The 11,808-nt window shown below is 67.3% G+C and carries 13 protein-coding genes and 2 pseudogenes; 7 read left to right on the top strand and 8 right to left on the bottom strand.

Annotation, left to right across the window (positions count from 1 at the left end; translation table 11 throughout):
• Window positions 1–8: 8 nt before the first annotated feature.
• From IPG05_00280 to IPG05_00295, 4 genes and pseudogenes are all read left to right on the top strand, one after another.
• Window positions 9–345: pseudogene (locus IPG05_00280) on the top strand (L-rhamnose mutarotase).
• Window positions 342–1,071: pseudogene (locus tag IPG05_00285) on the top strand ((Fe-S)-binding protein). The pseudogenes IPG05_00280 and IPG05_00285 overlap by 4 nt, the downstream one beginning before the upstream one ends.
• A gap of 2 nt (window positions 1,072–1,073) precedes the next feature.
• Entirely contained in the window at window positions 1,074–2,435 is a 1,362-nt protein-coding gene (locus IPG05_00290) for a lactate utilization protein (GenBank protein ID MBK6493537.1), read from the top strand.
• Window positions 2,432–2,989: an LUD domain-containing protein gene (locus tag IPG05_00295; protein MBK6493538.1), complete on the top strand. Its 558-nt coding sequence runs from the start codon at window positions 2,432–2,434 to the stop codon at window positions 2,987–2,989. The genes IPG05_00290 and IPG05_00295 overlap by 4 nt, the downstream gene beginning before the upstream one ends.
• Window positions 2,990–3,601: 612 nt before the next feature.
• Here IPG05_00295 and IPG05_00300 read toward each other — a convergent pair.
• Window positions 3,602–4,030: a DUF3187 family protein gene (locus tag IPG05_00300; GenBank protein MBK6493539.1), complete on the bottom strand. Its 429-nt coding sequence runs from the start codon at window positions 4,028–4,030 to the stop codon at window positions 3,602–3,604.
• A 36-nt stretch (window positions 4,031–4,066) separates the two neighbouring features.
• Here IPG05_00300 and IPG05_00305 point away from each other — a divergent pair, with 36 nt between their 5' ends.
• Window positions 4,067–4,645 (top strand): phosphatase PAP2 family protein, encoded by a 579-nt coding sequence (locus IPG05_00305; GenBank protein ID MBK6493540.1) that lies wholly within the window; start codon window positions 4,067–4,069, stop codon window positions 4,643–4,645.
• Window positions 4,646–4,753: 108 nt separating this feature from the next.
• On the opposite strand, the gene IPG05_00310 is transcribed toward IPG05_00305, so the two are convergent.
• The 5 genes from IPG05_00310 to IPG05_00330 form a co-directional block, all read right to left on the bottom strand.
• Window positions 4,754–5,137: a DUF983 domain-containing protein gene (locus tag IPG05_00310; protein ID MBK6493541.1), complete on the bottom strand. Its 384-nt coding sequence runs from the start codon at window positions 5,135–5,137 to the stop codon at window positions 4,754–4,756.
• A 9-nt stretch (window positions 5,138–5,146) separates the two neighbouring features.
• The gene (locus tag IPG05_00315) at window positions 5,147–5,857 is read right to left on the bottom strand and encodes a TetR/AcrR family transcriptional regulator (protein MBK6493542.1); all 711 of its coding nucleotides are present in this window, start codon (window positions 5,855–5,857) and stop codon (window positions 5,147–5,149) included.
• A gap of 178 nt (window positions 5,858–6,035) precedes the next feature.
• A complete protein-coding gene (locus IPG05_00320; GenBank protein MBK6493543.1) occupies window positions 6,036–7,319 on the bottom strand; it encodes a PDZ domain-containing protein in 1,284 nt (427 codons plus the stop codon).
• A 26-nt stretch (window positions 7,320–7,345) separates the two neighbouring features.
• Complete coding sequence (locus IPG05_00325) at window positions 7,346–7,954, bottom strand: hypothetical protein (GenBank protein MBK6493544.1); 609 nt, start codon at window positions 7,952–7,954, stop codon at window positions 7,346–7,348.
• The gene (locus IPG05_00330) at window positions 7,951–8,505 is read right to left on the bottom strand and encodes a sigma-70 family RNA polymerase sigma factor (protein MBK6493545.1); all 555 of its coding nucleotides are present in this window, start codon (window positions 8,503–8,505) and stop codon (window positions 7,951–7,953) included. The genes IPG05_00325 and IPG05_00330 overlap by 4 nt, the downstream gene beginning before the upstream one ends.
• Window positions 8,506–8,724: 219 nt before the next feature.
• Here IPG05_00330 and IPG05_00335 point away from each other — a divergent pair, with 219 nt between their 5' ends.
• Window positions 8,725–9,240: a ferritin gene (locus IPG05_00335; protein ID MBK6493546.1), complete on the top strand. Its 516-nt coding sequence runs from the start codon at window positions 8,725–8,727 to the stop codon at window positions 9,238–9,240.
• The gene (locus IPG05_00340) at window positions 9,240–9,839 is read left to right on the top strand and encodes a hypothetical protein (protein ID MBK6493547.1); all 600 of its coding nucleotides are present in this window, start codon (window positions 9,240–9,242) and stop codon (window positions 9,837–9,839) included. The genes IPG05_00335 and IPG05_00340 overlap by 1 nt, the downstream gene beginning before the upstream one ends.
• A gap of 174 nt (window positions 9,840–10,013) precedes the next feature.
• On the opposite strand, the gene IPG05_00345 is transcribed toward IPG05_00340, so the two are convergent.
• Window positions 10,014–11,345, bottom strand: a complete 1,332-nt coding sequence (locus tag IPG05_00345; GenBank protein ID MBK6493548.1) for a hypothetical protein — start codon at window positions 11,343–11,345, stop codon at window positions 10,014–10,016.
• A gap of 76 nt (window positions 11,346–11,421) precedes the next feature.
• Window positions 11,422–11,763 carry a tRNA-binding protein gene (locus IPG05_00350; protein MBK6493549.1) on the bottom strand — a complete coding sequence of 114 codons (342 nt, stop codon included), beginning with the start codon at window positions 11,761–11,763 and terminating at the stop codon, window positions 11,422–11,424.
• Window positions 11,764–11,808: the final 45 nt, after the last annotated feature.

The following is an 11,808-nucleotide window of genomic DNA, read 5'->3' on the forward strand; positions in this document are numbered from 1 at the left end:
GATTTCCCATGCTGCGACGCTTCTGTCTGACCCTCGACCTGCAGGACGAGCCCGCGCTGATCAAGGAGTACGAGGCGTGGCATCGCGACGTCTGGCCCGAGGTGCTCGAGTCGCTGCGTGACTCGGGGATCAAGGAGATGACGATCTACCGGCTGCAGAACCGCTCTGCATGATCACGGAGGTGGCCGAGCACTTCTCCTTCGAGGCGAAGGCGGCGGCCGACCTCCCTCAACGCCCGGGCAGGAATGGGAGGAGATGATGTGGCACTTCCAGCGCCCGCTCCCGTGGGCCAAGCCGGGCGAGAAGTGGTTGCCGATGGAGCCGATCTTCATCTTCCACGCATGAGCGTCGCGCTCTTCATCCCGTGCTACGTCGACCAGCTTCTACCCCAGGTGGCGCGCGCCACGTTGGCGGTGCTGGAGGCGCGCGGGTGAAGGTCGAGTATCCGCTGGCGCAGACCTGTTGCGGCCAACCGATGGCGAACGCCGGCTGCGAGGGTGATGCACACGCGGGCCGCGCGGCGCTTCGTCCGAACCTTCGCCGGCTATGACACCATCGTGGCGCCGTCCGGAAGTTGCGTGCAGTACGTCCGGCACCACTTCGATGCCCCGCCGCAGACGCCCTGCGCAACAAGTGCGAAGCCGCACCATGGAGCTCTGTGAGTTCCTGCTGACCCTCTCGACGGGCCGCCGATCGATTTTCCCTATCGGATCGGCGTGCATGTCGGCTGTCATGCCGTGCGCGGCCTCCGCCAGGCCACCGCCTCCGAGCTTGGGCCCGTGCCGGGTGGCGCGCTGCGTACCTTTCTGCCACGCCCGCGGTGCGGAGGTGGTGCCGCTTGACCGCCCCGACGAGTGCTGCGGATTCGGCGGCTCCTTTGCCGTCGACGAAGCCGCCATCTCTGCCCGGATGGGGAGCGACCGCATTGCCGATCACCGCCGCCACGGCGCTCAGGTGTTGGTGAGTGGCGACATGTCGTGCCTGATGCATCTTGACGGGATAGTGCGCCGACAGGGCACGCCACTCCCCGTGATGCACATTGCCGAAGTGCTCAACGGCGAACGGCCGTGACGATCACCACGCATCCTGAGGCCGCCGAGGCGTTCGCGCAGGATGCCGAGCGGACGGCGTGGCACGATCAGGCGCTCTGGTTCGTGCGAGCCAAGCGCGATCAGGTGACCCGCGCGATCCCCGAATGGGAGGCGCTCCGCACCCTCGCCTCGGGGATCAAGGCGCACACCCTGTCACGGCTCGACGAGTACCTCGAGCAGTTCGAGCGGAACGCATTGGCGAATGGCGTGGTGGTGCATTGGGCCGCCGATGCCGACGAGCACAATCGGATCGTCCTCGGCATTCTCCGTGATCGCGGCGCGACCCGGCTGGTCAAGAGCAAGTCGATGCTCACCGAAGAGTGCCATCTCAATCCCTACCTCGAGGCGCACGGCATCACCGTGGTCGACAGCGACCTGGGCGAGCGGATCGTGCAGCTCGGCCGCGAAGCGCCAAGCCACATCGTGATGCCGGCGATCCACAAGCGGAAGGCGGAGGTCGGGGCGCTCTTCGCCGAGCACTTCGGCACGTCGCCCGACGAGGACGACCCGGGGCGATTGGCTGATGCCGCGCGCGGCCCGCTGCGCACGGCACTCTTCGGCGCCGAGGCGGCGTTGACGGGCGTCAACTTCGCGATTGCCGAAACGGGTGGCATCGTGGTCTGCACCAACGAGGGGAACGCCGACCTCGGCGTCCATCTCGCGCCGCTGCACATCGCCTGCATGGGCATCGAGAAGCTGATCCCGCGGGTGGCCGATCTCGGCGTCTTCCTCCGGCTGCTGGCGCGGAGTGCCACCGGCCAGCCGATCACCGCGTACAGCTCGCACGTGGTGACACCGCGTGGGCCCGGCCAGCTCCATCTGGTGATCGTCGACAACGGTCGGAGTGAGCACCTCGGCCGTCCGGAGTTCCGCGAGGCACTCGCCTGCATCCGCTGTGGCGCGTGCCTCAACACCTGCCCGGTCTATCGTCGGAGCGGGGGACACAGCTACGGCAGCACCATCCCGGGTCCGATCGGCGCGATTCTCTCGCCTGGGATCGACCTGGAGAAGCACGCGTCGCTGCCGTTTGCGTCGACGCTCTGCGGGTCGTGCGGCGACGTCTGCCCGGTGAAGATCGACATCCCGCAGCAGCTCTACCGCTGGCGGCAGGTGGTCGGCCGTGCCGGACTCCTCCCCGCTAGGAAGCGACTCACCATGACGCTGCTCGGCGGCGTCTTCGGATCGCGCGCGTGGTATGAATGGTGTGGCCGAGTGGCGCGGGTGGCCCTGCGCATGGTGCCAGGGTGGTTGGCGCGCCGGACCGCATGGGGACGGGAGCGGGAATTGCCCGTGTGGCCGAAGGAGTCGTTCCGCGAGTGGTACCAGCGGAGCGGACGCGGATGAGCAGCCGTCAGGAGATCCTCGACGCGGTCCGGCGCAATCGTCCCGATGTGCGGCCACTGCCGGACCTTCCGACCGGCGCGGCATTGCCGCATGATGCCGTGGAACGCTTTGCGGCGATGGTCCGCGAGGTCGGTGGCGAGGCGGTGATCACCGGCGACGTGTCGACGGCGATCCACGATCGCTACCCGGAGGCGCGCCGAGTCATCTCGATGATGGACGGGGCGCCGTTCACCGATGACTCACTCGACGGAATCGACCTGGTGATTGTCTCGGGTGAGCTCGGCGTGGTCGAGAACGGCGCGATCTGGGTCAAGGACTCGGCGATGGGGCATCGGGCGCTGCCCTTCGTGACGATGCATCTGGTGCTGGTCCTGCGCGCCACGGACCTCGTGGCCGACATGCACGGCGCCTATGCGAAGCTGGGCCTGGAGCGTGACACGCCCGGCTTCGGCGTCTTCATCTCCGGGCCCTCGAAGACGGCCGACATCGAGCGCGCGCTGGTGATCGGTGCGCAGGGCCCGCGGTCGCTGGTGGTCGTCATCACACCGCCGTAGGGGCGACGCATGCGTCGCCCCTACGAAAATCGACACTAGCCCGCTGCAAGGATATCCCATTTCGTACGGGCGACGCACGCGTCGCCCCTACCATCTCAATCCCACCTTGAAGCCGACGTCCACCGCCGGCCCGCGCGGCGCGAGGTCCTCGGTGATGCCGATCTGGACCTCAGGCCATCCCTGCTTGAAGTTGACCAGCCCCCCGCATCGAGCGTCACGTCGCGCCCGTCGACCGACGCCCAGCCAGTCTCCTTCCAGTTCGCCGTCTGGAAGGCGATCGTGGCGAAGAGGGACTGACTCCCGGAGAAGCGCCAGCGACTGCCAATGAGCCCGCCGAGGAAGGCGCTCTTCTGGTAGGCCGCAAGGGCGCCCTGCGTCGGGGTCCAGCCGGCAGAGAGGCCGGCGTCGACAATGATCCGATCGCTCTCCGCCAACCGTGAGGTGAAGGAGCCCGCGATGCCGACCGACTTGCGCCCCCAACCTTCCCCAGAGGCCGTCGCCGTGGGCAGCGTGACGGTGCCGACCAGCTGGGACCGCCCGAAGCGCCGGCCGGCGCTGAGCCGGAGGTCGCCGAGGAAGGTGCCGGGGCGGGAGCGGTCGATGACGCGGCCGTCAGGGGAGGGTCTGCGTCCAGCCGAAGGTGTCCTCGGGACGCCGGTTGCGCGCGGGCACCGGCAGCCCGATCAGGTCGTGATACCAGTTGAGGAAGGCGTCGAGCTTTCCATCGTAGCCGCCACGCACGGAGAGATCCGCCATGAGAAACGCCCTCGGCGACAGATCCCTCGTCACCCACAGGTCCATCTGCAGCAGTTCCGCGTCAAACAGGTATTCTCGGCGGTCAACCGATGTCCCCGTCTCGATCACATTGCTGTAGTCGGTGACCAACCGCACCCGCCACCCCGGCGCCGCCCCAACGATCGGCTGCGCGTAGAGCGGTGAGCGGGCGGCAATGATCGGATTGACCGGAACGAACGGCGGCAAATCCTGGGCGGCAACCGGCACCGCGGCGAGGAAGAGCGCGAAGGCAGGGAGGAGGCGCATCCCGGAAAGGTAGCGCCGCACGGCTATACTCTAGGAATGCGCCCCGCCACCCGCATCGCCCTCCTCGCGACCCTCGCTATCGCCGTCGCCCACCTCGGCGACCAGTACGCCTGGCTCCACCTCGGCAAGCCGGGCGTCTACGACAACGACTTCGGCCGGATGCTGCGGATCGTCGGCTACCTCCCGCTCTGGATCCTGATGGCGGTCGCCGTCTGGCTGCACACGAGCGATCGCCGCACCGCCCTGCTGATCGGCGGCATGCCGGCGCTCGGCGGACTGGCGGCAGAGGTGGCCAAGATCCTGCTGCGTCGAGAACGGCCCAAGTTGCACGATGGCGCCTACTATTTCCGGCCGTTCAACGACCACTTCTGGTCCACCCGCGATATCGGCCTCCCCTCGTCACACGCCTTCGTGGCGTTCAGTGGCGCCTGGATCCTCTGCCGACTCTACCCCAAAGGGTGGCCGGTCTGGGTCGGGCTGGCGGCAGGGTGCGCGCTGACGCGCGTGCAAGCCGAAGCGCACTTCCTCTCGGATGTGACGGTGGCGGCAGTGCTGGCGTACGGGATGGTGGCGTGGTGCTGGGCCAGATGGGGTGCCCCACCAGTGTCATCCTGAGCGAAGCCCGCGTAGCGGGCGTAGTCGAAGGACCTCTTTCCCAAGGACAGGGAGAGAGGTCCTTCGACTACGCAGCCGTTCCGGCTGCTCCGCTCAGGATGACACGCCTCAGCGCCCGACCCCGTGAACCTTGGCGTCGGGCATCGCCTCGGGGTGCATCGCCAGGTCAAAGGCAATGAAGAGCATCTTCGAGAACGGATAGAGCACCAGCGGCGCGATCACCATCAATGCCGGCGCACCAAACTGCAGGAAGCTCCACGGCGGGTTCGGCCAGCTCCGGACGATGATCACCGCCATCGCGATGAAGAGCGTCACTTCCGAGGCCACCAGATTCAGCAGATTGGCGCCGACCCGATTCCCTGACGCCAGGGAGTAGCCGCAGTGCGGGCAATCCTGGATCATCTGGACCCAGTAACGAAAGAGCCCACCCCCGCCGCAGTGAGGACAGCGGAGTCGCAGGGCCCGCGTGATGATGGTGGTGCGTCGATCCATCCGGACAACTTAATGGGAAGCGGGCGGCCGCAGTGTCGTGATGCGCAGCGTCCCAGGCGCGACCGGCTCGCTCGGGAGTGCGGGGCTCGAGGAATTGGGGGCGAGGGCAACCGCGAGGCTGATCTGCTCGAGTCGGGGAAGCCCCCGAACCAGCAGGGCGCTCTGCGTGCCAGCATCCGCGAGCGGGCCGAAGGTCGCCTCCCACACGAGCTGCTCCAGCGGCGCCCCGATCAAGGCCCGAGCCGTGGCCTCGATCGGGAGCAGCGGGAATTCGCCGCGCTCGATGCCGTGGCGAAGGGCGCGCTCGAGCGAGAGTCGGCCCCTCGTTAGTAGTTCTGTCTCATACAACGTCACCACGTCCGGGAACAGTGGCGCCTCGCGCATCACCAGGATCGCCACCCGCCGCGGCCCCGGCTCCTGCAAGACCGCCTCCCACCGACTGAGCAACAACGCCACGACCTCGCGCGCCGTCATCGTGCCATACGCCTCGGCGATATCCCGGCCCCGGCTCCAACTCGAGTCGAGGTGCCGCTCCACCACGGCCCGAAAGATCGCCTCCTTCGACGGGAAGTAGCGGTAGACCGTCCCCACCGTCACGCCGGCCGCTCGGGCAATCTCCTCGATCTTGGCCGCAGCAAAGCCAGCCCGGTAAAACTGCTCGAGGGCAGCATCCAGGAGCTCATTGGGACGCTCGGCGGCACGGCGATTGAATTTGGCCATGTAGGTAAATGGTCACTTATTTAGCGTGGAGTCAAGCACGAAGGTGTCATCCTGAGCGAAGCAGCCTGGAAGGCTGCGAAGTCGAAGGACCTCTTTCCCATCGCACAGGAGAGAGGTCCTTCGACTGCGCCCGCTCCGCGGGCTTCGCTCAGGATGACAACCGCAGGGGATCACCCCCTCACGGCATCTTCCCCGTCACCGTCTCCGTCTTCTTCTGCCGCATGATCTGCAGCTTGTACTCCTCGCCCTTCTCGTAGGTGCGGAGGATGCGGGCCAGCTGCCCCGGCGAGGTCACCTTGCGGCCATCGACCGCGGTGACGACGTCGCCTGCCTGGAGGCCGGCGTCCTGCTTCCCGCCCGCGTTGATGATCAGCACCCCTTCCGTGGCGCCGAAGTAGGCGCCGAGGCCGGCGTTGAGCGAGGTCATCTCGACCTCGGCGAGCGGGCCGCCCATCGCCGCGCCAGCGATGGTGACGAACTGGTAGGATCCGCTCGTGAGGGGATCGCCACTACGCTCGATCATCCGCATCATCTCGGCGTTGGCGCCCGCCCGCGTCCGGTTCCCGCTGAACGTCGGGACCTCGAAGGTGGTGGTGAAGGCGCGTCGCGACGAATCGAGCACGACGGCTGGGCCGGCGAAGAACGAGTCGTCATCCGATGGCGTGACCTTCACCGTCTTGGTGTCGTTGCCTCGGCGGATCTGGACGTCGATCCGCTTGTTCGGCTCGAGCGCACCGATCATGGTGATCAACCGGATGCCCGGCGTTTCGTCGCCCGACCCGGTCACGGCCTTGCCGGCGAGCTTGGCGATGACGTCGCCCGAGCGAACGCCGCCCTTGTCGGCGGGGCCGCCGGGGGTGACGGCGCTGACGTAGGCGCCCCACCGGTCGGTGTCGCGAGCGCGGGTATCGATGGTGATGCCGAGGCGCGGACGCGCCGCAATGGCGATCATCGCGCGGCCGGTCAGGCTGCGTGCTTCGGCGAGCCTCGCATTGGAGGCCGCGAGTTCGCCCATCTGGCGCGCCATCGTGCCGGCGCGCACCTCAGCCAAGCGGCTCGTCGCGTCGAGTTCGGCCATGCGGCCGGCAACGGCGCGCTCGGAGAGATCACTGCGCATCCGGATCTGTGCGCCGGCCGCGCCACGGGTTGCCTCTTCCACGGCTCGCATCTGGCCAGTGATGGCACGCTCCTGCACGCCAGTGCGGGCAACCTCATTCGCCATCCGCTCGGCCTGACGCTGCATCTGCACTGACTGCGCCTGCAACCGCACCGTCTGTTCCTGCATTCGGGCCGACGCGGCGCGCATTCGCTCGCAGGCCTTCTTCTCCTCTGCCGCGGGAAGCCGCTTCCCGTCGACCTTCACGGTACAGTCCTTGTTCTGGATCATCACCGAGGTGTCCTGCGCGGCGGCGGGGGCCGCAGCGAGCAGGACGAACAGCAGTGAGTGGGTCAGGTTCCGCATGGTTGCTGCTCCGTCAGGGGGACCGCTTAGAGGTCCACGTTGCTGGCCTTGGTGACATGGACTTCCACCAGGGCATTCATCAGGCCGACGCGCTGTTGCCAGAGCGCCACTTCCTTCTCCAGCCGTTCCGCCTCGCTGGCCGAGCCCGCCCGGGCGAGCTCCGCATCCAGCGCGGCGATCTTGTCTTCCAATTGCATCACGACTTCCGCGGTCGCACCATCAAGGACGCGCGAGTCGGGCTTCCAGTCGCGCAGTCGCTGTTCGAGCAACTGCGAGTTGCTCATCGCCGTCTCGAGTTGCTGCTCGGCGTCGAGGGTCGGCGGTGCCAACAGGTGGCGGCCGACCACGGCGATCAGGAAGCAGGCGGCGATCGAGAGGCCCAGCGTCGCGAGGCGGCGCTGCCGAGTGTGCGACTGTTCCCAGTGGAGCCGTGCCTTCACGGCCGGGAACTGGTCGCGACCCGGCGTCATCGTGGCCAGGGCGCGGAGCCGAGCGGTCCGCTGGTGCAGGCGATTCAATTCCGCCTGGCAGTCGGCGCAGTCGGCGAGGTGCCGGTGTGCCTCGGCCAGGACGGGCTCACTCCGGTCGCCGTCACGGACGGCGAGGAGCTGTTCCATCGAGAGGTGGGTGATCATGCCAGGGACTCCTCGCCCAGCCAGACCCGGAGGCGCTGATGCGCCCGGGCCAACTGGGACTTCGAGAAGGACGCCGTCTTCCCCATCTGGGTGGCGATCTCCTCATGGGTGAAACCCTCCACGTCGTGCAGCCAGACGACGGCGCGAGCGGTGTCGCTCAGCCGTTCCAGGGCGGCCTCGAGGTCCATCTTGAGGGCCACTGAGGCCCCCCGGGCGGGGGCCAGGTCGTCGTGGAGGTCGTCGGTGACGCGGTACTTGTTCCGCCGGAGGCGCATCAGCGCCTTGGAGGAGGTCACGGTGCGGATCCAGCCCCAGATGGAGCCATCACCACGGTAGTTGCGAATGCTACGACAGACCTCGAAGAAGGTCTCTTGCAGGACATCCTCGGCATCCTCGGTCGTGCGGCAGATCCGCCGGGCGAGGTTGTACGCCGGGGTGCTGTAGGCCCGGTACAGGGTCTCCAGCGCGACCGGGTCGCCTTGCTTCGCGAGGGCGATCACCGAGTCGGCGTTCGGAAGGGTCATCGCATCCATCGTCAGGGCTCGTGTCATGGCAGCAGTATAGATGCAGGGACGGCCGGGAGCGTCGCAGGCCGGACGGCGGGGGGTGGGGCGGGGGTTTCAAGGGAGGGCGAGAAGCGAGAAGCGTGAAGCGAGAAGCGAGGGGACAGGCGTGGTGGTGGGAAGTTCGCACAGGGTGGCGCTTCTCGCTTCTCGCTTCTCGCTTCTCGCCACTAAATTCAGCCAACCCTCCACCGGAGCTCCGCCCGCATGGTGTCCCCGAAGCTGCAAGACGCCCTGAACGCCCAGATCAACCTCGAACTCGCCTCGTCCTATTCCTACCTGGCGATGGCGGCCTACTTCGACGCCAACTCGCTTCCCGGGATGTCGAGCTGGATGCGGGTGCAGTCCGAGGAGGAGCGGGTCCACGCCATGAAGATCTATGACCACATGGGCGACCGTGGCGGCCAGGTGGTGCTGCAGGCGATTGCGGCCCCCGACCACGAATTCGCCTCCCCACTGGCGGTCTTCCAATCGGCGCTTCATCATGAGCAGGTGGTCACCCGCTCGATCAACGCCCTCTACGCCCTGGCCGTCGTGGAGAATGACTACCCGGCCCAGGTGATGCTGCAGTGGTTCATCAATGAGCAGGTCGAGGAAGAGAAGAACGCGATGACCGCGATCGATCAGCTCAAGATGGCAGCCGGCAATCCGTCGGCGATTCTGATGCTGGACCAACTCTTTGGCGCGCGGACGGCGGAGCCGGCCGGCGGGGAGACGACCTGATGATCAAGTGGATTCTGGGCATTCTGGCGTTGATCATTCTCGCGGTGGCCGGCACCTGCTTCTACGGCTACAAGCAACTCACCGGCGGCGGGAACAGTGCCACGGTCACGATGGCGGGGACGCCGGAGCGGATCTTCGCCGCGCTGGCAACCGCCGATTCGATGGCGCTCTGGATGAGCGACTCGAAGATCGAAGGTCCCTTCGGCAAGGGGCTGCTCGCCGTCGGTGACACGTTGCGGAGCCGCAGCGCCGCCAAGCCGGACAGTGCCACCGCGGTCAGCAGTTCGTTCGATGGCGACTGGATTGTCCGCGAGGTGAATGCCCCCACCCTCCTGGTCATGGAGATGGTCTCCGACTCGGCCGGCGTCCGAAAGGTCGTTCTCGTCCGGCGCGATTCGCTCGCCGCGATGGGCGACTCGACCACCGTCGTCACGACCTTCTCATCGCCGTTGTTCGACTCGCTCGCCACCACCGTGCGCGACAGCAGCAAGGCCGGGTCGTCCATGCTCTCCGGCGCCAACAAGATCATGCTCGGCGCCATGCGGATGGGGACGCAGGGAGAGTTGGAAGTGTTGAAGAAGCGGGTGGAGGGGAAGTAGGGGCTAGGTCGTAGGTCGTAAGTCGTAGGTCATAGGTCGTAAGTCGTATACGGCCGTCATCCCGAGCAGCGCGAGGGATCTGCGTGACAGCGTGCACGCAGGTCCCTCACTCCGTTCGGGATGACGTATGACCTACGACTTACGACCTATGACCTTTGACCTATGACCTATGACTTACTGCACCGCCACCACCGAAAACGGCATATCCGCCGCCACCCCGGCGACGGTCGAGCATCCCACGCGCACCGTGCCGGTGCCGCCGGCGGTCGACGAGTAATCCCAATACTCGATCCAGCAACGGCCGGCAGTCGTCCCGACCGGCGACACGATGAAGCTCTCCTTCAGCGTCCCGCTCCGGGCGAAGCCGGTGAAGGCGACGTCCCAGACACCGACGGAGGCGCGAGTGATCAGGACGGAGCCAGTGCCGCGCACCGCGGAGTTGGCCGGGGTATAGGTTGCGGCGGTTGGCTGGTCGGCCAGCGCGAAGCCGAGGGACGCACCAACCCGCGCGCGGTCGGCCAGGAGGATGGTGTACCGGCTGTCGACCGGAGCACCGGTGGCATCAAAGCACCGGACGGCCACTTCCAGCGCGGTGGTGGTGCTGGTCGGTGCGCTCGACTGGCAGACGGCTGCGGTCGGTCCGTACGCCGTGACCACGACGCCTTCACGATCACTCGCGCTGGCGCGCTGCAGCCCGGCGAAGCGGACAACATAGCTGCCGGTGGCCAGATGTTCGGAGAAGATCGAGCGGCCGAGCGGGTGATGGCGCCAGGTACCGGAGGCTTCGGCGCTGGTCGTCGGCGAGTCGACCCAGGCGAACGCTGAGCGTCCGGCGAGCGTCCCCGAGCCGATGACCACGGTCGTGGAGGACTGGTCGGCGAGGACGCCGGCGCTGTCATAGCAGCGGAAGATCAACTGCGAGCCACCCCAGTTGTCATCCATGCAGAAGCCGCCATTGCTCGGGCTGTAGGCGGTCACGAACTGCGCGTTGATCGCCCCGCTGGGCACCGTCAACCCGGTCCAGCCGACCGTATAGAGGCCGGGCCCGGTGCGATTCATCGTGTTTGCGGCGCCGGTCGGGTTGTAGCTGTACTCGGGCTCTGGCGTCGAGGCACCGGCCGTCGACGCGTTGTCGTTCCAGGCAAAGGCGATCTGGCCATCGACGACGGTGACCTCGCTGCTGTCCTTGATCGTTTCCGACTCCGCGACGACCCAGCTGGTCCCCGGCGCGCCCGCGGTGACGACGCCACTCGCCGAGACGGTCGCGGTCGCTGGCGTGCGCGACGTCCAGGTGATCGTGCGCCCGGTCAGCACGTTGCCCCCGGCGTCCTTCGGCGTCGCCGCGAGGGTGGTGGTGAGGCCGGTGCCGACGACGACGGCGGGCGTCGACATCGCCAGGGTGGCAACGGGCCCGGACGGAATGGGGTCGGGGCCGGTCGTATCGGCGCCGCAGGCGGTCAGCGTGGCCAGCAAGATGATGGGGAGCGCCGCAGGGGACGTTTGCATGGTGATTGCCTCGGGGGGATGAAGATCCCGGGAGGTATCGACCGATGCGGTACCGGAGTGAAGGGCGGTGGGCGGCCTAGAACATCCTCCCCCCGAGCGGCACCCCGTGCGTCGGTTCGAGCAGCACGACCGCGCCCTCGGCGTCCGGAACACCGAGCACCAGCACCTCGCTCTTGACGCCGGCGATGCGTTTCGGCGCGAAGTTCACGACCGCCACGACGAGTCGCCCCACCAGTTGCTCCGGCGTGTAGTGCACGGTGAGCTGGGCGCTGGAGCTCTTGATGCCGAGCTCGGCACCGAAGTCGATGGTGAGGACGTACGCCGGCTTCAGCGCCTTGGCATTCAGTGCGGCGGTGAGGATGCGGCCGACCCGGATGTCGACCGCGAGGAAGTCGTCGAAGGAGAGCGCATCTGCCATACGAGGTTATCTCTGGTATCGATCATCGATCATCGATGATCGATG

It is taken from the genome of Gemmatimonadota bacterium (genome assembly GCA_016704275.1).
In the GTDB taxonomy this organism is placed as follows: domain Bacteria; phylum Gemmatimonadota; class Gemmatimonadetes; order Gemmatimonadales; family GWC2-71-9; genus Palsa-1233.

Bases quoted from the DNA above. Each gene is read 5' to 3' on its own strand.
- IPG05_00350 (MBK6493549.1), bottom strand. From the start codon at position 11,763: ATGGCAGATGCGCTCTCCTTCGACGACTTCCTCGCGGTCGACATCCGG.
- IPG05_00345 (MBK6493548.1), bottom strand. From the start codon at position 11,345: ATGCAAACGTCCCCTGCGGCGCTCCCCATCATCTTGCTGGCCACGCTG.
- IPG05_00320 (MBK6493543.1), bottom strand. From the start codon at position 7,319: ATGCGGAACCTGACCCACTCACTGCTGTTCGTCCTGCTCGCTGCGGCC.
- IPG05_00295 (MBK6493538.1), top strand. From the start codon at position 2,432: ATGAGCAGCCGTCAGGAGATCCTCGACGCGGTCCGGCGCAATCGTCCC.
- IPG05_00325 (MBK6493544.1), bottom strand. From the start codon at position 7,954: ATGATCACCCACCTCTCGATGGAACAGCTCCTCGCCGTCCGTGACGGC.
- IPG05_00300 (MBK6493539.1), bottom strand. From the start codon at position 4,030: ATGCGCCTCCTCCCTGCCTTCGCGCTCTTCCTCGCCGCGGTGCCGGTT.
- IPG05_00310 (MBK6493541.1), bottom strand. From the start codon at position 5,137: ATGGATCGACGCACCACCATCATCACGCGGGCCCTGCGACTCCGCTGT.
- IPG05_00330 (MBK6493545.1), bottom strand. From the start codon at position 8,505: ATGACACGAGCCCTGACGATGGATGCGATGACCCTTCCGAACGCCGAC.
- IPG05_00315 (MBK6493542.1), bottom strand. From the start codon at position 5,857: ATGGCCAAATTCAATCGCCGTGCCGCCGAGCGTCCCAATGAGCTCCTG.
- IPG05_00305 (MBK6493540.1), top strand. From the start codon at position 4,067: ATGCGCCCCGCCACCCGCATCGCCCTCCTCGCGACCCTCGCTATCGCC.
- IPG05_00335 (MBK6493546.1), top strand. From the start codon at position 8,725: ATGGTGTCCCCGAAGCTGCAAGACGCCCTGAACGCCCAGATCAACCTC.
- IPG05_00340 (MBK6493547.1), top strand. From the start codon at position 9,240: ATGATCAAGTGGATTCTGGGCATTCTGGCGTTGATCATTCTCGCGGTG.